We start from the raw sequence: 19,170 nt of genomic DNA, 5'->3' as shown, positions 1-19,170 counted from the left end.
CAGGGGGCGCTCAGCCTGGATCCACCGCTGAAATATGCTGGTGACGGTGGGTCCCCGCCCCGATCCAGGTCGGCAAGCGCTGGCCGGTCGAGCGCACCCACTCGTGGATGAACGGCTACGGAAAGCTCCGCAGGTTCACCGACCAGCACAAGATCATCGTCGAGTTCTACCTGTACCTCGCCGCCACCCTGACCGTGATCCGCCGGCTGATCAACCGTGCGCGCAGCGGGTACCGCTGGCCGACCAGACCCACAACCCGGCGCCTCCGCTAACGATCATTTGCCGGTCGCTCTAAAGAGCAAGCTAAGGGGTCATGTCCTCCGCGGTGGCACCGACATGATCTTTACCACGAGCGCTTCGGTGATCCGCAGCCGCGGGGCGTACTCGCGCGCCCGTGCCGTGATCTGGCTCGGGCTGAGCCCCATCTCGTGGTACAGCCGGACGATCTTCTCCTGCTCGGCGGTCCACGGACGCCGGGCGGGCGCCCGCCGTTGCGCTGGGACCTTCGCCGGACCCGGCCGCGGCACCGGCGGGGCAGGCTGGCGGTAGTCCAGCCCCACCTCGGTGTCCTTGCGTCCGAACTCGCCGGCCCGTCCGGGTCGTCGGAGCTCGTCCGGATCGGCGACGATGATCTGGTCGGCGCTCTTGTTCACGCCGAACGTGGTGATTGCCAGCCCGGGATGGTGGATCTCCTGGCATGACCTCTTCGTGCAGTACCGGTAGCCGAGCTCCGCCCGCTCGGCGGGCAGCCGCTCACCACATTCGATGCATCGGACTTCTTCTTCGGTCACTCGCGCAACCACCTCCGCAGGTACAACGCCTGCAGCCGCCGGGCTCTTCCGGGAAGCACGTCGGCGACGCCGGCAACGGCCAGCGCGGCGCTGTAGCGGGCCAGCTCGAAGCGGCGCAGCCAGACCAGCACGAGGGTCGCGAGCCCGCCACGATCGACACGATCAGGGCGGACGCCGTCGCCGGTCACGAGTCCTGGGTAGAGCCGGCGGGCGTCCAGGCGCACGACCACCAGGCCGGCCACGGCCTCCCCGCCGACGACTACCCCGGCACCCAGCGTGCGCTGCGCCACCGGCACCGGCGCTCGAGGAACGAGAAGCCCTCGATCGCGAAGCCGAGCACGCTGCCGAACGTGCTAGTGAAGCCCGGCCACAGCAGACCTATCTCGACGCTCAAGATGGTCCCGGTGACCACTCCGGCCGCGAACGGAGCCACCAGAAACCTCGTCTAGCGGCGTGCCGGCGTCCGGTAGAGGTCATCACCCGTGTGCAGGTACATCCACTCCACGAACAGCACCATCGCGGGAAAGCGATCCCGAAGCAGACCAGCGGGATGTGCACGACGAAGGAGAGCGCCTGCATCTGCCGCGCCCGCAGCCAGATACTCCTGGCCGATCGGGGATGGCGCCGAAACCGGCGGCGACGATGAGATCCAGCATCTGCGCGCGGCACCGGCTCAGCTGCCTGCGGCCGGTCGCAGCAGTACGGGTCCGGCGTCGATCGGGGTCCGGAACACGTGGTACGGCCGTTCGCGGAGATCCTTGCCGCCCTGGTAGGCGGCTTGGCGGTGCAGCTGGTTGGCGGTGACGTAGAGGTGCCGGTCGGTGCCCACCGACAGGGTGTCCGGGAACAACAACCGGGGATCGTGCACCACCGTGTCCCACTGCCCGTCCGCCAGCCGGCGCAGGATCGCGTTGTGCTCGTATGCCGTGGCGTAGAGCCTGCCCGCATCGTCGGTCTCGAGGCCGTCCGACGCGCTGCCCTTGTCACCTTCGGCGATAACGGTGGCGGCCACCCCGTCGTCATCGAGGGAGGGGTCCAGCAGCGCGTCGACCGAGACGCTCCAGAGCCGCCGGGAGGTGAACGGGCAGTAGTAGAGCCGCGCGCCGTCGGAGGAGATCGCGATGCCGTCGGAACCGAGCCCGACCGGACGGGGCGGCCCGTCCGGCGGGCGCACCATCCACGGGCGTCCTTCGATCACCGGGCGGAAGGTGTCGAGGCTCTCGGGCTTGGTTGACGGGTGGTCGTGCAACCGCCGCAGGCTCTGCCCGGACGCCAGGTCGACCACGACGATCCCGTTCGCGCCGCCGTCGGAGGAGTCCGTGATGAACGCCGTGCCCGCCTCGCCGCGGCGCAGGTCGAACCGGATGTCGTTGAGGTAGGTGGCCTCGAGCGCCACCTCGCGCGGCGGGACGATCGTCTGCACCACGGTGTCGGTGGCCAGGTCGATGCACACCAGCTTCGGCCCGCCCACCTGCGTGCGCTGGAACTGCGGGCTGCCGGTGTCCAGCGCCCAGAGCCGGTCGAGCGGGTCCACCACCACGCTCTGAACCGACACCAGGGCCCGGTCGTCGGCGTCGTGGGCGGGATCGTTGCTCGCCTGGTCCGGATACGGCACGCACTCGCCGTCGCGGACCTCCATCACCGTCGCGGTGACGTCGTCGCCCCATTTCGGGAAGTTCACGAAGACCCTCCCGGTGTGCGACACCGTGACCCCGGTCGGCATCGGCCCTTCGAAGGTCGCGACGGTCTCCAGGGTGCCCAGCGGCTGGTCGGCGGCGGCAGTGCTCACGGGAACTCCTCGGCAAGCGCGCGAATGTGGACCCATCGCATACCCGGGTGGGCCCGGCACCAATCGTCACGGGTGCTAGCTAGGAGCGCAGCATCGGGGCAGCCACAGGCTGGTTCCCTTCCTGGCGGCGACAGGTCCGGCCACACCGTGGTTGCGGCCGCCCCACCTGGGGGTATGTGCAGGGTGGCACCCCACAGTCCGCCCCGGGGAGAACGTCACCGATGACCACCGAGAGCAATGAGTCGGACCGTCCGGCCATTGTCGTGCTGGGCCTGCTCGCCGATCCGGGCGACCCGCACCACGTAGCCGAGCAGCTCGCCGACGAGCTTCCCGCGCTGCTGGCCGAACGGGTGAGCGACCGGGTGTGCTGAAGTGTCGAGGTCGCCGCCGAACCCCTGGTGCTCAGCTGACCGACCTTCCCCGGCGGGACGGCATCAGACCGATCGTGTCCGACGAGAGCGACAGCCATGGGATCGGTCTGATCTCGTGGCTCGCGCGATCACGAGGTCCCAGCCGCGCCGGTCCTTGCCATCCCGCCCGAGTTCGATGATCGGCAGGTAGCCCTGCTCGTCGCCCGACCTGCGAGGTGCGACCTCGCCGAGTGGGCCCGGATGGCCATCGGGTGTGACGCGGCGTTCCAGCTCACGGTTGCCGCTCGACTCGACCGGCAGCGAGACCGCCGTGTGCTCATGGGACTCGGTCACCGGCCGGCCGGTTCAGCCGCATCGCCGAGTCGTTCCCGGGTCTGGCGCAGCGCCGCGGCCCGAGCCCGGTGCTCGTCCCGGTCGGCGGCGGTCTCGGCGCGCTCGGCCAGGACTTCGTGCACGGTCGCCTGCCGGCACAGCACCGCGATCCGCTCCGCCGAGGCCGGGCCGTGCTCGTCGGTATAGCGCCGCTCCAGACCCTGCAGGTGCAACAACTTGAGCAGCGGATGCTGACGCTGCACCACCGCCGACACCGGCGCCGCGCCGGCGCCGGGGTCGCCAGGCTCGCGATGCCGGGCCCGCGACCCGCTGCGGATCATCGCGGGTCTCGGGTCGGTCGGGGTGGTACTCCAGGGCGTGGAGCAGGCCGGTGACGGTGGCGCCGGCGTTCGCGTTGCACCGCCGGATCCACGAGCTGTCCGGGCGGCGCCGGCTGCTGCACACCTGGGAGACGATCAGCGCCCCACTGCTGCACATCTTCCGGCTCTCCCGCGATCTCTATCCCGCCATCGGCGACATCGCCACCAGCCACCAGGCGCTGCTCGACGACGTCGTCTCCGGCGACCCGGCCCGTGCCGAGGCCGCCGCCCGGGCGCACGTCACCCGGTTCGGACCCGACCTGTTGCGCCGCATGACCACCGAGGGGAACACATGACCGACACCGGGACGCCGACGATGTCGGCACGGCGGATCGCGGTCGCGAGCTTCATCGGCACCGCGATCGAGTTCTACGACTTCTACATCTACGGCACCGCCGCCGCGCTGGTGTTCGGCACGCTGTTCTTCCCGGACCTGTCCCCGCTGAGCGCGACGCTGGCCTCGTTCGCCACGCTCGGCGTCGGGTTCGTGGCCCGCCCGGTCGGCGCGGTCGCGTTCGGACACTTCGGCGACCGGATCGGGCGCAAGGCGACGCTGGTCGTCTCGCTGCTCGCGATGGGCATCGGCACCGTCGCGATCGGGCTGCTGCCCACCTTCGCCTCGATCGGGATCGCCGCCCCGGTGCTGCTGGTGCTGTGCCGGTTCCTGCAGGGCTTCGGCCTCGGGGGCGAGTGGGGCGGCGCGGTGCTAATGGCCACCGAGCACGCCCCGGAGGGCAGGCGCGGCCTCTACTCCAGCTTCCCGCAGGTCGGCCCGGCCGTCGGGTTCGTCATCGCGAGCGGCGGCTTCCTCGCGCTGTCCGCGGCCCTGTCCGAGGAGCAGTTCGCCGCCTGGGGCTGGCGGGTGCCGTTCCTGGCCAGCGCGCTGCTGGTGATCGTCGGGCTCTACATCCGGCTCAAGATCGCCGAGACACCGGTGTTCGAGAAGGCGGTGCGCGAGCAGGAGCGGACGAAGGCACCGATCGCTGAGGTCGTCCGACGCCAGCCGCGGTCGTTGCTGCTCGCCACCGGCGGCATGATCATCACGCACACGATCTTCTACACGGTGACCACGTTCAGCCTCGCCTACGGCACCGATCAGCTCGACCTGAGCCGGACGACGCTGCTGGTCGCGGCGATGGTCGCGGCCGCCGTCATGGGCGTCGCGACCCCGGTGCTGGCGGTGCTGTCCGACCGGCTCGGTCGCCGTCGGGTCTGCCTCTACGCCTGCGTGCTCGCCGTGCTGTGGGCGTTCCCGCTGTTCTGGCTGCTCGGCACCGGCAACGGCGTGCTGATCACGATCGGCTTCTCGGTCGCGATGATCGCCTTCGCCGGGGTGTTCGCGCCGATGGGCGCCTTCCTGCCGGAGCTGTTCGCCACCCGCTACCGCTACACCGGCGCGTCGATCGGCTACAACGCCTCCAGCATCGTCGGCGGCGGCATCGCCCCGCTGCTGGCGACCAGCCTCGTCGCCTCCGCCGGCTCCTCGTGGCCGGTGTCGGTGCTGGTCGCGGGCCTCGCGCTGATCAGCGGGCTCTGCGTGTACGGGTTGCACGAGACCCGCACGGCGGACCTGGCCGACGCCGGGGCCTTCACCCGGTGAGCCCCCGGCACGGGATCAGACCGTGCCGAGTCCCTGCTCGGTGGCGATCCCGCGGATCGTCAGCTCGGCCAGCTCGGCCCCGATCTGCTCCGGTGTGAAGGCGCCACCAGGGCGGAACCAGCGGTAGACCCAGTTCGTCGAGCCGAGCACGGACAGCGTCGCCAGCCGCGGGTCCAGGTCGGACCGGACGTCCCCGGCCTTCTGGGCCTGCTCGATCAGGTCCCGGAACACGCCCTGGTAGGCGTGCTCGCTGCCGAGCACCTCCTCCCGCCGCTCCAGCGGCAGCGCGGCGAGCTCGTGCAGGAACACCGCCGTCGGCACCAGGTTGCGGCAGGTGTGCTCCACGTGCCCGACGATCACCGAACGGAGCCGGTGCAGCGGCGAGCCGTCGACCTCGGCGCGGCCCCGGACCACCGCCAGGCCGTCCTTGTGCACCGAGGAGATGACGTCGAAGAGCAGGTCCTCCTTGGACTGGATGTAGTAGTAGAGGCTGCCCTTGAGCATCCCGAGGCGGTCCGCGATGTCCTGCAACGACGCGCCGTCGTAGCCCTTGTCGTAGAACACCTGGGTCGCGACCTCGATCAGCTCGGCCCAGCGCTCCTCGCGGGGCTTGCGCTCCCCACCGGAGCGCCGCGCGCTGCGTCCTGCCGGCTGTCGCACCTGGTCACGCCCCTTCCCGGCCGTGTCGAGGACCCGCGTGTCACGGGTCGGCGGAGTCTACCGTCCGGCCGGTAGAACACCTGACCGGTCCGGCCGCTCCGGAGGATCCGTCACCGGACGTTCGCGCCGGCGTCGACCGGCAGCGCGACCCCGGTGACGTAACGGGCCTCCTCGCTGGCCAGGAACAGCACCGCGTTGGCGATGTCGTCGACGTCGACCCAGGGCACCGGGAGCGCGTTGAGCGACCGGAAGCCGTCCATCGCCTTCTCCCGGGTGGGCTCCGGGTCGCCCGGCGCGAACATGCCCCAGGTCCCCGGATTCTGGATCATGTGGGTGTCCACGTTGGTCGGGTGCACCGTGTTCACCCGGATCCGCTGCGGGGCCAGCTCGTTCGCCATCGTGCGCATCAGCCCGACCAGGCCGTGCTTGGCCGCGACGTAGTGCCCGACCTGCTGGATCCCTTTCAGCCCGCCGATCGAGCTGGTGAAGACCATGCAGCCGCCGCCGCGCCGGCGCAGGTGCGGCACGGCTGCCTTCGCGGTGTGCCAGACCCCGGTCAGGTTCACGTCGAGCATGTCCTGCCACTGCCGCTCGGAGAGCTCCCAGGACATCCCGTAGCTGGCGATCCCGGCGTTCGCGACGACGGTGTCCAGCCCGCCCAGCTCCGCGACACCGGCGTCGAGCGCCTTGGCCAGGCCGTCGCCGTCGCGGACGTCGGCGACCGAGGCGACGATCCGCCGGCCCAGCCCCTCGACCTCGGCGACCGTGGCGTCCAGGTCCTCCATCGTCGCCGCCGGGTACTTGTCGACGCTGCCCACCGGTGCGCAGAGGTCGACGGCGATGACGTCGGCGCCCTCCAGCGCGAGCCGCACCGCGTGCGCGCGGCCCTGCCCGCGGGCGGCCCCGGTCACGAACGCGACCTTGCCCTCCATCCGTCCGGACATGCCCTACCTCCTACTGGATCGTGTAGCCGGCGTCGACGGGCAGCATCACGCCCGTCACGTACCGGGCCTCGTCGGACGACAGCCAGAGCACCGCGTTCGAGATGTCGGCCGGTTCCACCCACGGCACCGGCAACGCGTTCGTGGTCTCGAAGACCTTCGCCGCCTGGTCCCGGGTCGGGCCCTCGACCTCGGGCAGGAACAGCCCCCAGGTCTTCTCGTTCATGATCATGTCGGTGTCGACGCCGGTCGGGTGCACCGTGTTGACCCGCACGCCCTGCCCGGCGAACTCGACCGCGAGCGTCCGCATCACCCCGACGACACCGTGCTTGCTCGCCGTGTAGTGCACTGTGTTCGGGGTGCCCTTGATCCCGGCGGTGGAGCTGGTGATCACGATCGAGCCGCCGCCGGAGGCGGTCAGGTGCGGTAGCGCGGCCCGGCAGGTGTTCCAGACGCCGGTGAGGTTGATGTCGATGATCTCGCGCCAGTCGTCGTCGGTGACCTCCAGCGACGGCGAGATCTCGAAGACCCCGGCGTTGGCGCAGACGACGTCGAGCCGGCCGAGCTCGGCGACACCGGCGTCCACCACGGCGCTCAGCGCGGCACGGTCCCGGACATCGGCGACCTGCACGTGCACCCGCCGGCCCAGCGCCTCGATCTGCCGGACCGTCTCGTCCAGGTCATCGCGCGTCGCGGGCGGGTACATCCCGATCGCCGCGACCGGTCCACAGAGGTCCGCGGCGATGATGTCCGCGCCCTCCCCGGCGAGGCGCAGCGCGTGGCTGCGGCCCTGCCCCCGGGCCGCGCCGGTGACGAACGCGACCTTCCCCTCGACCCGTCCACTCACGCCGGTACCTCCTCGATCATCGTGGTCTCGAGGTACGGCGCGACGCCCTCGACGCCGCCGTCCGGGCCGAGGCCGGACTGCGTGACGCCGCCGAACGAGCGGACCATCGCCGAGCCTCCTTGCTCTACCGTTCGTTTGGTAGAAACTACGCAGGTCGCCGAGTCGCCGACAAGACCCGTGTGGAGTTCCGATGCCCGGATACGACAGCAGCGCGATCACCGTGCGGGACCTTGCGGCCTCGCTCGCCTACTACCGGGACGGGCTGGGCCTGGACGTCACCCGGGTCCGGGACGCCGACGGCCGGACCGTGACCGATCTGGCGCTGCCCGGCGGACGGACCTGGCGGCTGGAGGAACACCCCGGCGTGCCCCGCTACCCCGCGTCGGCGCGGCCGTGCGACCCCGGCTTCGCGCACCTGTGCCTCTACGTCGACGATGCCGCCACGGTCACCGCCCGGCTGCGGGCGGCCGGATTCGGGACCCGCGGGGACGTCGTCGCGATCACCCGCGGCCCGCACGCCGGGGCCGAGGCGGTCTACGCCGTCGACCCGGACGGGTTCGTCGTCGAGCTCTACCGTCCGGCCGGGCGCACCGGCGAAGGGCCGGGAGCGGTGACCGGGTTCTTCCACCACGGGATCACCGTGTCCGATCTGGACGACGCGCTGGCCTTCTGGACCGCGCTCGGTGCCCGGCTGCGGGATCGCGGCACCCGCTCCGGCGCCGCGGTGGCACGGGTGGTCGGGCTGACGCCGGAGTCGCTGGACACGGCGTTCCTGGATCTGCCCGGCGCACCGTCGTCGATCGAGCTGTTCGCCTACCACGGCATCGAACGGCACCCGGCGATCGCGCGCGACGCCGACCCGGCGTCGTCCCGGCTGGTGCTGCGGGCCGACGACCCGGCCGCACTCGCCGCGGCCGTGCCCGGCGGTGGCCGTCCCGATCGCGGCAGCGTCCCGGGTGCGCTGCGCGTGCACGACCCGGACGGCTACCCGGTCGTCCTGCGCCCGGGCCGGTAGCGCCGTGACCGGGCACCCGCTCAGTACCGCATCGTCCCGGCGAACGCCGGCAACCGGTCCCCCAGCACCGACTCGGCGGTGGTGATCCCGGCCCGGGCCGCCTTGTCGATGCCGATCCCGCGGGCCCGCACGGTGTCCCCGGTCAGCCACAGCCCCTCGATCCCACGCACCCGGGTGTCCGGCCGCACCGGGCCGACCAGGCCCGGCTTGGTGATCACGCCGTAGTTGTTCACCACGTGCGGCTTCCACCAGAGCGCCCCGCGCGCGGCGGGCATCATCTCCTCGATGTCGGCGCGCAGCTCGGCGAACTTGCGGTCCAGCCACGCCCGGTCGCCGTAGTGCTCGGTCGCGTCGAACGAGGCACCCACGCAGGTCAGATATTCCCCGGCCGGGGAGACGTCGGCGTCGTAGCCGGTGAAGTTCAGGGTGAACCCGGGCAGCCCGCAGCGCGGGGTGGACAGGAACGAGGCCATCTCCCGCTCGCTGGACGCGATCACCGGCTCCGGCGCCGCGATCCAGTAGCCGATCCAGCAGGCCCGGTTGCGGTTGCGGGCCAGCATCCGGACCCGCTCGGTGAGCTCCCAGGGCAGGACGTCGTCGTCGAACAGCCGCAGCAGGTCCCAGACCGGCGCCGACACCACGACCTGGGGTGCGTCGACGTCCTCCCCGCCGCCCAGCCGCACTCCGCGGACCGCGCCGGACTCGACCCGCACCCGGGAGACCGCGGCCGAGGTGCGGAGCTCGCCGCCCAGCGCGCGGAACCGGTCGGCCATCGCGTGCCAGAGCGCGTCCCACCCGCCCATCGGCCAGAACGAGTACCCGGCGGTGCGCCGGCTCCCGTAGTGCAGCTTGCGGGTGTAGAGGTTCTCCGAGGCCGAGTGCTCGTGCGGGCGCAGGGTGATCTGCTCCAGCACCGAGATGGCCTCCCAGACGGTGTAGACGCCCTCGTCGGAGGTGTGCCGGGCCATCCACTCGCGCAGCGAGGCGTGGTTCCAGGTCTCCAGCTCCTCGTAGGACGTCTCGGCCAGCGCGGTGATGCAGCGCTTGAGCCCCGCTTTCGACGTCCCGGCATACTGCTCCTGGATCGGCGCCCAGCCGGAGCCGTTGCTCCAGAACGGCATCGAGTCGCTCTGCGGGGAGTGCACCAGCTCGTGCCCGATCTGCTCGCACACCCGGGTCAGCGAGTCCCCCGGGTCCTCGACGAGGTGACTGCCCAGCCCGATCCGGTGTCCACGATGGACGAACTCGCGGGCTCGCCCGCCCAGGTCCGCGCGACGCTCCAGCAGCAGCACCCGCTTCCCGCGCTCGGCGAGCAGGCAGGCGGTCACCAGCCCGGACGCCCCCGCCCCGATCACGATCACGTCGTGCGTCACGGACCCTCCCGACTACCGTTCGTTTGGTAGAACGGTGGCACGATACCCATCCACGGGCAAGGAGCAGTCATGAACGGCAGGCTCGACCAGAAGTGCACGGTCGTCACCGGGGCGGCGTCCGGCATCGGGCGGGCGGCCGCTGCACTGTTCGCCCGGGAGGGCGCGCGGGTGCTGTGCGTGGACCGGGATCCGGACGTCGAGGCGACGGCCGCCGCGATCACCGACGCCGGTGGCAGCGCGCTGGCGACGACCGCCGACCTCACCGATCCGGAACAGGCCCGCACGGCGGCCGAGCGGGCACAAGCGGAGTTCGGCCGGATCGACGCCGTCTACGCCTGCGCCGGGATCGCCGGTGCCGGCACCGCCGCGGACACCCCGCTCGAGCAGTGGGATCGGGTGCTCGCGGTCAACCTCACCAGCAAGTGGCTGTCGTTCCGCTGGGCTCTGCCGGCGATGGTCTCCCAGGGCGGCGGGTCGGTGGTGGTGCAGGCCAGCGTCGGCGGGCTGCGCGGGGTGCCGGGGATCTTCCCGTACGCGGCGGCCAAGGCGGGTTGCATCGGGATGGCCCGGCAGGCCGCGGTCGACTACGGGCCGCACGGGATCCGGGTGAACGTCCTCGCGCCCGGGACCGTCCCGACACCGCTGGTCCGGGACACGTACGCCGCCGGGGCGGGCACCGGCGCCGGCCTCGCTCTCGACGAGGCCGCGGACCGTATCGCCGGTGCCTACCCGCTGCGCCGGCTGGGCGCCGAGGAGGAGGTGGCATCGCTGGCCCTGCACCTGTGCTCCGACGAGTCCCGCTGGACCACCGGTCAGGTGTTCACCGTGGACGGCGGCATCACCGCCGCGCTCCCCCGTCCCGGGACCTGACCCCGGGCACCACGGTGTCCGGCACTCCGGTCGGGCCGAGTGCCAGCAGGAGCAGCACCGCTGCGGTGGCGAACGCGGCGAAGAAAGCGAAGTTCCAGCCCACACCCACCCCGGACGCCAGCACCAGTCCGGCCACCAGCGGCCCGGCGATCCCGCCGAGCCGGCTGAACCCGACCACCCAGCCGAGCCCGGTGGCCCGGATCCGGGCGGGGTACGAGGCCGCGACGAACCCGTTCACCAGGATCTGCGCACCCATCGCCCCGAACCCGACGAGCGCCACCAGCAGGTAGAGCACGACCGCGGGCGGGGAGAGCGCCATCAGCACCAGGCACACCGCACCCGTCGCGAACGCCGCGGGCACCACCCGGCGCGAGCCCACCCGGTCGGCGATCCGGGCGACCAGCAGGCTCCCGACGATGTTGCCGAGGTTGAGCACGAGCAGGAACGACAACGCCGACCCGAGCGCGAAGCCGGACGAGCGCATGATCTCCGGCAGCCAGGTGCCGACCCCGTAGGTGAGCAGCAGGCCGCAGAAGCCGACCAGCGCGAACACGACCGAGCGGCGCCGGTAGCCGGGACCGAACAGCTCCCCCAGGGTGGCCCGCAGCCCCGGTCCCGTCGTGGCCGTGGTCGTCGCCGCGGGAGCGGACTCGCGGCCGAGGACGTCGTCGGGGTCCAGGCCGTGCCGCAACGCCAGCGCCCGGGCCTCGTCGTCGCGGCCGTGCGCGACGAGGAACGCCGGCGACTCCGGCAGGTACCGGTAGGCCAGCGGCAGCAGGACGAGCGCGGGCACCGCCCCGATCAGGTACATGACCTCCCAGCCGACCGCCGGCAGCACCGGGATCGCGACCAGGGTGGCCACCACCCCGCCGGTGGAGTAGCCGACGTGCACCACCGAGTTGTAGACCTGGCGCCGGGCGGCCGGGGCGTACTCCGAGGTCAGCGCGATCGCGGTGGGCAGCATCCCGCCCAGGCCGATCCCGCAGAGGAACCGCAGCAACCCGAACACCTCCGGGTTCGGCGCCACCGCGCACAGCCCGGCCGAGACGCTGAACCAGGCGGTCGTGGCCAGCACGACCTTGCGGCGGCCGAGCCGGTCGGTCAGCGCCCCCACCGCGAGCGCCCCGACCAGCATCCCGACCAGGGCGTAGCTGCCGATCGCGCCGGCCTGTGCGGTCGTCATGTCCCAGGTCGGGTCGCGCAGCATCACCGGCAGCGTCGCGCCGAACACGACCAGGTCGTAGCCGTCGAGCACGATCGTCGCGAAGCACAACGCGACGACGGCCGGCCCGCCGCCGCGCCCGGGCGGCGCGGACCCGCTCACGGCCCGCTCACCGTCGCTCCCTGGGCGAGCCGGAACACCAGCGGGTCGAAGTACTCTGTGAACGCCGCGAGCTTGCCGGCCCGCACGGTGAAGAGGCTGATGTAGTCGTTGCGGTACGGCAGGCCGGTGGCCAGCATCGTGGAGTCGCTGCGGTAGGTGGCCAGGAAGTCCTCGGCCCGGCCCTCCTCCGCGGCGCCGAGCGGGCGGACCGTGACGTCGTGGAAGCCGAGCGGGGCCACCAGCGACGGGAACCCGCCGTAGAGCGCCACCACCGCCGCCTTGCCCTCGGTGCGCTGCGGCACCGGGTCCGGCGCGTAGGGCAGGGCGACGACGACGTCGTCGGTGACCAGCTCGGCGAACGCGTCCATGTCGAGCCGGTTCATGATGTCGAGGTAGGCGCGGACCACGTCCCCGCCGGTGGCCGACGAGGTCATGCGTCGAACCCCTCCATCTGCGGTGTGGTGAGCGGCGAGATGGCCCGCCCGGAGATCTTCCAGTCGTCACCGACCCGGCGGTAGGTGTCCCGGTTCAGCGCGACCGCCTTGATCGACGCCCCGGCCTTCGTCGTGCCCTCGGAGAACACGTAGTTCGTGCCGTGCGCGGTGTCCGGACCGTCGAACTCGACGATGTGGTTGGTCATGATGTGGAACTGCTCGTCCATCGCGCCCGCGTCGGCGGTGAAGAAGCCGAGGATCTCCTCGTGCCCCTCGAACCGCTTCAGCCCGACCGCGGTGGCGTCCCAGGAGGCGTCCTCGGTGTAGGCCGAGAGCGCCTCCTGCGGGTCGGACAGGTCCAGGCCGCGCGCGTACCGCAGCGTGGCGTTGATGATCTGCTGGACGTCGGTGGCCCGGTCGGTCATCGTGGCTCCCCAGTGGACGGTCGAGGTCAGTAGACGATCAGGCCGCGCAGGTTCTTGCCGGCCTGCATGTCGGCGAAGGCCTGGTTGATGTCGTCGAGCGAGTACCGGCGGGTGATCAGCTCGTCGAGCTTGAGGTCGCCGTTGCGGTACAGCTCGGCCATCAGCGGGATGTCGTTGCGCGAGTTCGTGGTGCCGTAGAGCGAACCCTGCAGCCGCTTGCCCGACATCGCGAACGTGAACAGGTCGAACTGCATGTCCCGCTGCATGACCGGGGCGGCCGAGGTGAGCACCATGACGCCGCCGCGGCGGGTCATCTCCTGCGCCGGCTGGAGCAGGTCCCCGGTCGCGACGCCGACGGTGATGATCACACGGTCCGCGCCCTGGCCGTTCGTGAGCTGCTCGACGATCTTCGCTGCATCCTCATAGGACCCGACGGCGTGCGTCGCGCCGAACTCCTGGGCCTGCTCCTGCTTGTACGACACCGGGTCGACGGCGACGATGTTTCGAGCTCCCTTGTGGACTGCGCCCTGCACCGCGTTGATCCCGACGCCGCCGATCCCGACGATCACGACGGTGTCCCCGAGCTGCATGTCCGCGGCGTAGACCGACGATCCCCAGCCCGTCGGCACGCCGCACCCGATCAACGCGGCCTTGTCCAGCGGGATGTCCTCGGCGATCTTCACGGCGGCGTCCACCGGCACCGTGACGTGGGGCGAGAAGGTGCCCAGATACGACATGCAGCCGACACCCTTGTCGCGGGCGTGCACCCGGTGCGTGCCGTCCGGCGCGGTACCGCCCAGCACCCCGTTGCCCAGGTCGCACATGTTGGACCGACCCGAGACGCACATCCGGCAGCGCCCGCAGGAGGGCAGGAACGACAGCACGACGTGGTCGCCGACCTTCAGGTCGTGGATCTCGTCGCCGACCTCGGTCACCACCCCGGCACCCTCGTGCCCGCCGAGCACCGGCGCCCACGGCAGCGGGATCACGCCGTCGTCGAGGTGCTGGTCGGAGTGGCACACCCCGGACGCCGCGAGCTCGACGGCGATCTCCCGTCGCTTCGGCGGGTCGACCTCGATCTCCTCGACGGTCCAGCCCGAGTTCGTTCCGGGCTCCCACAGCAGTGCGCCCCGTGTCTTCATACGTGCTCCCCGAGTTCGGTGGCGATCCGCGCTCGCAGCGGACCTTTCTGGATCTTGGTGGCGGACATCGGCCACTCCGTGACGAACCGGATGTGGCGCGGGACCTTGAACCGGGCGAGCGAGGCCGCGCAGTGTTCCTGCAGCACCGCTTCCGTGACCTCGGCACCCGGCCGGAGCTCGACGAAGGCGGCGGGCACCTCGGTGTAGCGCGGGTCCGGCGCCGCGACGATCGCCGCCACCAGCACCGCGGGGTGCGCGGCGAGCACCGCCTCCACCTCGAGCGCCGCGACGTTCTCGCCGCCGACCTTGACCATGTCCTTGAGCCGGCCGCGGTAGTGCACCCGCCCGTCGGCGTCGACCAGTCCGAGGTCGCCGCTCGAGAACCAGTCGTCCGGGCCGTGCGGGGTGCCGCCGTGGTAGCCGGTGAACATCCCGGCCCCGCGGATCAGCAGCTCGCCGGCCGTCCCCGCCGGCAGCGCCACCCCGGTGTCCGGGTCGGCGGCGACGATCTCCATGCCCGGCAGCGGGCGCCCGTTGGTGCCCAGCCGGGTCTCCACCGGGTCCTCCGGGTGCGTGGTGGCGGCGATGCCCGCCATCTCGGTGCTGCCGTAGGAGGTGAGCTGCACGGTGCCGTGCAACCGGGCCTGTACCGCGTGCAGCACGTCCGGCGGGCCGACGTTGAGCATCAGCCGGACCCCGGCGAAACACCGGTCCACCTCGGGGTGCGCCAGCAGCGCGTCCATCACCGTCGGGAAGCAGGTGAAGGCGACCGTGACACCCTCGTCCCGGATCTGGGTGAGCGCCCGGCCGGCGTCGAACCGGCGGTCGGTGACGAAGGTGCCGCCGGCGTCCAGGATCGCCAGCAACGGGTTGACGAAGCTGAGGTGGAACAGTGGCAGCACGTCCCACAACACGTCGTCGGCGGTGCAGCGGAACCGGTCGCGGCCGACCGCGCGCCCGGCCCGGACCAGCACCTCGTGGGTGAGCCCGCAGCCGCGCGGGTGCGCGGTCGTGCCGGAGGTGTAGACGAGCAGCGCGACGTCCTCCGGCGCGGCCTCCCGGTCCGGTGCGGCGGGCCCGGGTGTGTCGTCGATCGGGTACAGGCGTCCGTGATCGTCGTCCGGGTGTCGATCGGTGCCGTCGATGGCACCGATCGGTACCGAGTCCGCGATCACCGCGCGACGCAGCTCCGGCAGGCCGTCCGGCCGCAGGTCGAGCGGGTCGGTGGCGGCGGCGAGGTCCGGGACGGCGCCGTGCAGCAGGGCGCGGTGCTCCGGCTCGTCGGCGGTGACCACCACGGTGTCCGCCCCGGAGTCGGCCAGCAGGTGCCGGACCTCGGGCGGGCCGAACCGGGTGTTGACCGGCAGGCAGACCGCCCCGAGCAGGCCGCACGCGAACAGCAGCTCGATCCCGGTCGTCGAGTTCGACGCCAGCACCGCGACCCGCCCGCCGCGCGGGACGCCGAGCTCGGCCAGCCGGGCGGCGAGTGCCGCCGACCCGACCAGCACCCGGGCCCACGAGGTCCGCCCGTCCGTGGTGACGACGCCCGGCGCGGACACCTCCGACGACCCGGCGGTCGCCGCCGCCACGGCGCGCCGCAGCATCCCGGGCAGGGTCAGCGCGGTGCCCGAGGCGTGCGGATCGTCGGGCGTCGCACCGGGCGCCGGACCGGGCCGGGCACCGGGAGCTGCAGCGCCGGGCCCCCCGTCGACCGGCCTCGGAACCGCCCGACCGGCGCTCACCCGCGCACCCCCGCGGCGTGCCGACCGGCCCGGTACCCGAAGACCATCGCGGGTCCGAGGGTGCCGCCGGCGCCGCCGTAGACCATGCCGGTGGTCCCGGCCATCGCGTTGCCCGCGGCGTACAACCCCGGCATCGGCGCACCCGTCACGTGCCGCACCTGACCGTCCACGGTGGTCCGCGGGCCGCCCTTCGTGCCGAGGCAGCCGGAGTGCACCGGCACCGCGTGGAACGGTGGTTCGGTCAGCGGTCCGAGCGTCGCGGCCGGGCCCGGGTAGTGATCCTGGTCGCCGTTCCAGCCGTCGTAGGCGCTGGTGCCGCGGCCGAAGTCGGCGTCGACGCCGTCGGCGGCGAACCCGTTGAACCTCTCCACAGCGGCCGCCAGCGATCCGTCCGGCAGGCCGAGCGCCCGGCCGAGCCCGTCGAGGGTGTCCGCGCTGGTGAACCAGTCCGGCGCCGGCGCGCCGGGGGGCAGCGAGAGGAAACCGTAGCGGCGCAGGAAGGCCGCATCGAGGACCAGCCAGCACGGCAGGTTGGCGTAGCGGAACGCACCCGGGTCGAACTGGTGGAACGCGCCGCCGAGCGCGTTGTAGTTGGCCGCCTCGTTGGTGAACCGGCGCCCGGTGGCGTTGACCAGGATCGATCCGGGCCGGGTGCGCTCGGCCAGCACCAGCTGCGCGCGTTGCCGGTCGAACGCGGTGTCGCCGGGGATCTCGACGGTCGGGACCCACCAGGCCTCGCGCATGGTGCCCAGTCCGGCCCCGGCCGCCATCGCCATCCGCAGCCCGTCCCCGGTGTTGGTCGGCACCGACGCCGGGCTGGTCATCGGTCCGCGCAGGTGCGCCGCCACCAGCTCCGGGTCCCACTCGAAGCCGCCGGTGGCGAGCACGACGGCGTCCGCGGCGATCTCGGTGCCGTCCGCGGTCCGGACCCCGGTGACCGCGCCGTCGCGCAGTGCCAGCTCGGTGGCCGCGACCCCGGTGCGCGGCGAGATCCCGCGCTCCAGCAGCGCGGCGAGCAGCCCGCCGACCAGCGCGTGCCCGCAACCACGCCAGTCCTCGGCCTTCCGGGTGGCCCGGTCCGGGGTGCCCGGCGCGGTGCTGCCGTCGCCGCCGCCGAGCGGAGCCTCGGTGAGCATCAGCCGGGGGGTGCGCTCGGGGCGCACGATCCGGTCCGCCCACTCGCCCAGCGCGCCCACCCGGAACAGGTCCGGGTCCAGCGAGCGGCCGCCCTTCGGCTTCCCGCCCGGGTGTTCCGGCTGGTAGTCGGGCAGCCCCGGCACGACGTGGAACCGCACCGGCGTGCTGCGCTGCACCCAGTCCAGGAACTCCGGGCCGGTGTCGACGAAGGTCTCCGCCGTCGTGGGGTCGATCAGGCCGTGCGAGAGCGAGCCGAGGTAGGCCAGCGCGTCGTCCCGGCCACCCTCGACCGCAGGCAACCAGGTGGTGCCGCCGGACAGCGCGGTCGTCCCGCCGACCCGCTCCCCCTTCTCCAGCACGGTGACCTCGGCGCCGGCGTCCGCCGCGGCGACGGCGGCGGTGAGCCCGGCGCCACCTGTCCCCAGCACACACACCCGGCTCATACCGAACGCTCCCGATCGGCCCAGTGCCCGTCCCGCAGCGCGCGCTTGAGGATCTTGCCGGTGGGCGCCTTGGGTAGCGCGTCGACGAACTCCACCGAGCGCGGCTTCTGGTACGAGGCCAGGTGCAGCTTGGCGGTCTCGACGATGTCCTCGGCGGTCGCGCTCGTCTCCGGCTTGAGCACGACGTAGGCCTTCACAGCCTCGCCCCACTCGTCGTCCGGGACGCCGATCACGGCGCACTCCAGCACCGACGGGTGCTGGTTGACCGCCTCCTCGACCTGGATCGAGTAGATGTTCTCGCCACCCGAGATGATCATGTCCTTGGCCCGGTCGACGATGAACACGTAGGAGTCGGCGTCCCAGGTCGCGACGTCGCCGGTCCACATCCAGCCGTCCCGCAGGGTCGCGGCGGTGAGCTCCGGCCGGTTCAGGTAGCCGAGCATGTTCGCCTCGGACCGGACGACGATCTGGCCCGCTGTCCGGCCGTCCCGGGGGACCTCGTTGCCGTCCGGGTCGACGATCCGGATGCTGGTCACGAACCCCTCGCGCCCGCACGACATCAGCCGTTCCGGGCGCACACCCCGCACCGCGTCCGCGTGGTCCTCCTGGGACAGGAAGCACATCGTGGTGCCCTCGGTCTGCCCGTAGCCCTGGATCAGGGTGCACGGGAAGTGGTCCAGTGCCGCCTTCACCACCGACGACGGCATCGGCCCGCCGCCGTACTGGATGTTGCGCAGCGAGGAGATGTCGAAGTTCTCGAAGCCGGGCACGGCCATCATCCAGTTGAGCATCGTGGTGATGCCCAGGAACGCCGAGACCCGCTCGGCCTCGATCAGCTCCAGCGCCCTGCGAGCCTCGAAGTTCATCAGCACCAGCGGGCAGCCGTGCCGCATGTAGTTCATCGAGAGCACGACTGGGATATGGTACATCTGCCCGGTCAGCATGTAGACGTCGGTCGGCACGATCCGCTCGGCCACGGTCTGGTTGAGCATCCCGAACGACGTCGAGGTGTGGCTGTGCAGCGCGCCCTTCGACTCCCCGGTGGTGCCGCCGGTGTAGAGGATGAAGAACGGGTCCGCGTCGCCGACGTGCGCGGAGCGTTCCGGTTCGGTGTCCGGGCTGCGCGCGATCAGGTCCTCGAAGCTGCCGTCCGAGCCGTCGCCGTAGGACAGCCGGTGTCCGACGTCGACCTCGCGCAGCACCCGGTCCGCGGTCGGTGACCACTCGTCGGCCACGACCAGCGCGCTCGGCGTGGCGTCGGCCAGGATCCGGGTGAGCTCGGACTCGCCGAGCCGCCAGTTCAGCGGCTGCGCGACCAGCCCGGCGCGGCCCGCGGCGTAGTACAGCTCCTGGTACTCGCATGAGTTGCGGGAGAGGATCGCGACCCGATCCCCCTTCTGAAGGCCGAGGCCGCCGTCCCCGGTGCCGGCCAGGCCGTTCGCCAGCCGGCGGACCCGCTCGTCCAGGGTCCGCCAGTCGGTACGCCGGCCGTTCGTGGAGTCGACGACGGCGTCCGCCCGCGGGGTCAGCGCCGCCCACTTCGCCGGGATCCGTCCGATGTTGACCATCCGCCG

21 protein-coding genes and 1 pseudogene are annotated in these 19,170 nt (G+C 72.3%); 6 read left to right on the top strand and 16 right to left on the bottom strand.

Annotated features, from left to right (window positions below; all coding sequences use genetic code 11):
• Window positions 1–50 precede the first annotated feature (50 nt).
• Window positions 51–272, top strand: a pseudogene (locus ACLFMI_RS11215) (IS5/IS1182 family transposase); the annotation flags it as partial.
• 39 nt (window positions 273–311) lie between these two features.
• Here ACLFMI_RS11215 and ACLFMI_RS11210 read toward each other — a convergent pair.
• The 4 genes from ACLFMI_RS11210 to ACLFMI_RS11195 form a co-directional block, all read right to left on the bottom strand.
• Window positions 312–791, bottom strand: coding sequence for a hypothetical protein (locus ACLFMI_RS11210; protein WP_410947723.1), 480 nt, complete (start codon window positions 789–791; stop codon window positions 312–314).
• Window positions 788–1,081: a hypothetical protein gene (locus ACLFMI_RS11205; protein ID WP_410947722.1), complete on the bottom strand. Its 294-nt coding sequence runs from the start codon at window positions 1,079–1,081 to the stop codon at window positions 788–790. Before ACLFMI_RS11205 ends, ACLFMI_RS11210 begins: the two co-directional genes overlap by 4 nt.
• Entirely contained in the window at window positions 1,051–1,224 is a 174-nt protein-coding gene (locus ACLFMI_RS11200) for a cytochrome ubiquinol oxidase subunit I (RefSeq protein WP_410947721.1), read from the bottom strand. The genes ACLFMI_RS11205 and ACLFMI_RS11200 overlap by 31 nt, the downstream gene beginning before the upstream one ends.
• A 240-nt stretch (window positions 1,225–1,464) precedes the next feature.
• Window positions 1,465–2,580: an L-dopachrome tautomerase-related protein gene (locus ACLFMI_RS11195; protein ID WP_410947720.1), complete on the bottom strand. Its 1,116-nt coding sequence runs from the start codon at window positions 2,578–2,580 to the stop codon at window positions 1,465–1,467.
• 221 nt (window positions 2,581–2,801) lie between these two features.
• Here ACLFMI_RS11195 and ACLFMI_RS11190 point away from each other — a divergent pair, with 221 nt between their 5' ends.
• Window positions 2,802–2,951, top strand: a complete 150-nt coding sequence (locus ACLFMI_RS11190; RefSeq protein ID WP_410947719.1) for a hypothetical protein — start codon at window positions 2,802–2,804, stop codon at window positions 2,949–2,951.
• Between the two features lie 329 nt (window positions 2,952–3,280).
• On the opposite strand, the gene ACLFMI_RS11185 is transcribed toward ACLFMI_RS11190, so the two are convergent.
• Window positions 3,281–3,529, bottom strand: coding sequence for a hypothetical protein (locus ACLFMI_RS11185; RefSeq protein WP_410947718.1), 249 nt, complete (start codon window positions 3,527–3,529; stop codon window positions 3,281–3,283).
• A 125-nt stretch (window positions 3,530–3,654) separates the two neighbouring features.
• On the opposite strand from ACLFMI_RS11185, the gene ACLFMI_RS11180 reads away from it, so the two are divergent.
• Together ACLFMI_RS11180 and ACLFMI_RS11175 are read left to right on the top strand one after the other, a co-directional pair.
• The gene (locus tag ACLFMI_RS11180; protein WP_410947717.1) at window positions 3,655–3,939 is read left to right on the top strand and encodes an FCD domain-containing protein; all 285 of its coding nucleotides are present in this window, start codon (window positions 3,655–3,657) and stop codon (window positions 3,937–3,939) included.
• On the top strand, window positions 3,936–5,243 hold the full coding sequence (locus tag ACLFMI_RS11175) for an MFS transporter (RefSeq protein WP_410947716.1): 1,308 nt from the start codon (window positions 3,936–3,938) through the stop codon (window positions 5,241–5,243). Before ACLFMI_RS11180 ends, ACLFMI_RS11175 begins: the two co-directional genes overlap by 4 nt.
• Before the next feature lie 15 nt (window positions 5,244–5,258).
• Here ACLFMI_RS11175 and ACLFMI_RS11170 read toward each other — a convergent pair whose 3' ends face one another.
• The 3 genes from ACLFMI_RS11170 to ACLFMI_RS11160 form a co-directional block, all read right to left on the bottom strand.
• Complete coding sequence (locus tag ACLFMI_RS11170) at window positions 5,259–5,903, bottom strand: TetR/AcrR family transcriptional regulator (RefSeq protein WP_410947715.1); 645 nt, start codon at window positions 5,901–5,903, stop codon at window positions 5,259–5,261.
• Window positions 5,904–6,013: 110 nt separating this feature from the next.
• Window positions 6,014–6,847: a mycofactocin-coupled SDR family oxidoreductase gene (locus ACLFMI_RS11165; RefSeq protein WP_410947714.1), complete on the bottom strand. Its 834-nt coding sequence runs from the start codon at window positions 6,845–6,847 to the stop codon at window positions 6,014–6,016.
• 10 nt (window positions 6,848–6,857) lie between these two features.
• A complete protein-coding gene (locus tag ACLFMI_RS11160) occupies window positions 6,858–7,691 on the bottom strand; it encodes a mycofactocin-coupled SDR family oxidoreductase (protein ID WP_410947713.1) in 834 nt (277 codons plus the stop codon).
• Between the two features lie 190 nt (window positions 7,692–7,881).
• On the opposite strand from ACLFMI_RS11160, the gene ACLFMI_RS11155 reads away from it, so the two are divergent.
• Window positions 7,882–8,706, top strand: coding sequence for a VOC family protein (locus tag ACLFMI_RS11155; RefSeq protein WP_410947712.1), 825 nt, complete (start codon window positions 7,882–7,884; stop codon window positions 8,704–8,706).
• 20 nt (window positions 8,707–8,726) lie between these two features.
• Here the strand turns inward: ACLFMI_RS11155 and ACLFMI_RS11150 are convergent, their stop codons facing one another.
• A complete protein-coding gene (locus tag ACLFMI_RS11150; protein WP_410947711.1) occupies window positions 8,727–10,079 on the bottom strand; it encodes a phytoene desaturase family protein in 1,353 nt (450 codons plus the stop codon).
• Window positions 10,080–10,148: 69 nt separating this feature from the next.
• On the opposite strand from ACLFMI_RS11150, the gene ACLFMI_RS11145 reads away from it, so the two are divergent.
• Window positions 10,149–10,949 (top strand): SDR family NAD(P)-dependent oxidoreductase, encoded by an 801-nt coding sequence (locus ACLFMI_RS11145; RefSeq protein WP_410947710.1) that lies wholly within the window; start codon window positions 10,149–10,151, stop codon window positions 10,947–10,949.
• On the opposite strand, the gene ACLFMI_RS11140 is transcribed toward ACLFMI_RS11145, so the two are convergent.
• From ACLFMI_RS11140 to ACLFMI_RS11110, 7 genes are all read right to left on the bottom strand, one after another.
• Window positions 10,918–12,273, bottom strand: coding sequence for an MFS transporter (locus ACLFMI_RS11140; protein ID WP_410947709.1), 1,356 nt, complete (start codon window positions 12,271–12,273; stop codon window positions 10,918–10,920). The genes ACLFMI_RS11145 and ACLFMI_RS11140 overlap by 32 nt on opposite strands.
• Complete coding sequence (locus tag ACLFMI_RS11135; protein ID WP_410947708.1) at window positions 12,270–12,707, bottom strand: nuclear transport factor 2 family protein; 438 nt, start codon at window positions 12,705–12,707, stop codon at window positions 12,270–12,272. The genes ACLFMI_RS11140 and ACLFMI_RS11135 overlap by 4 nt, the downstream gene beginning before the upstream one ends.
• A complete protein-coding gene (locus tag ACLFMI_RS11130; protein ID WP_410947707.1) occupies window positions 12,704–13,132 on the bottom strand; it encodes a nuclear transport factor 2 family protein in 429 nt (142 codons plus the stop codon). The genes ACLFMI_RS11135 and ACLFMI_RS11130 overlap by 4 nt, the downstream gene beginning before the upstream one ends.
• A 26-nt stretch (window positions 13,133–13,158) precedes the next feature.
• On the bottom strand, window positions 13,159–14,274 hold the full coding sequence (locus ACLFMI_RS11125) for an NDMA-dependent alcohol dehydrogenase (protein WP_410947706.1): 1,116 nt from the start codon (window positions 14,272–14,274) through the stop codon (window positions 13,159–13,161).
• Window positions 14,271–15,878 carry a class I adenylate-forming enzyme family protein gene (locus ACLFMI_RS11120; protein WP_410947705.1) on the bottom strand — a complete coding sequence of 536 codons (1,608 nt, stop codon included), beginning with the start codon at window positions 15,876–15,878 and terminating at the stop codon, window positions 14,271–14,273. Before ACLFMI_RS11120 ends, ACLFMI_RS11125 begins: the two co-directional genes overlap by 4 nt.
• A gap of 134 nt (window positions 15,879–16,012) precedes the next feature.
• Window positions 16,013–17,596, bottom strand: coding sequence for an FAD-dependent oxidoreductase (locus ACLFMI_RS11115; RefSeq protein ID WP_410947704.1), 1,584 nt, complete (start codon window positions 17,594–17,596; stop codon window positions 16,013–16,015).
• Window positions 17,593–19,164 (bottom strand): AMP-binding protein, encoded by a 1,572-nt coding sequence (locus ACLFMI_RS11110; protein ID WP_410947703.1) that lies wholly within the window; start codon window positions 19,162–19,164, stop codon window positions 17,593–17,595. The genes ACLFMI_RS11115 and ACLFMI_RS11110 overlap by 4 nt, the downstream gene beginning before the upstream one ends.
• Window positions 19,165–19,170: the final 6 nt, after the last annotated feature.

The sequence above is a fragment of the Pseudonocardia nantongensis genome (assembly GCF_046546495.1).
GTDB lineage: Bacteria > Actinomycetota > Actinomycetes > Mycobacteriales > Pseudonocardiaceae > Pseudonocardia > Pseudonocardia nantongensis.
This window is presented reverse-complemented; position numbering and strand designations above follow the sequence as displayed.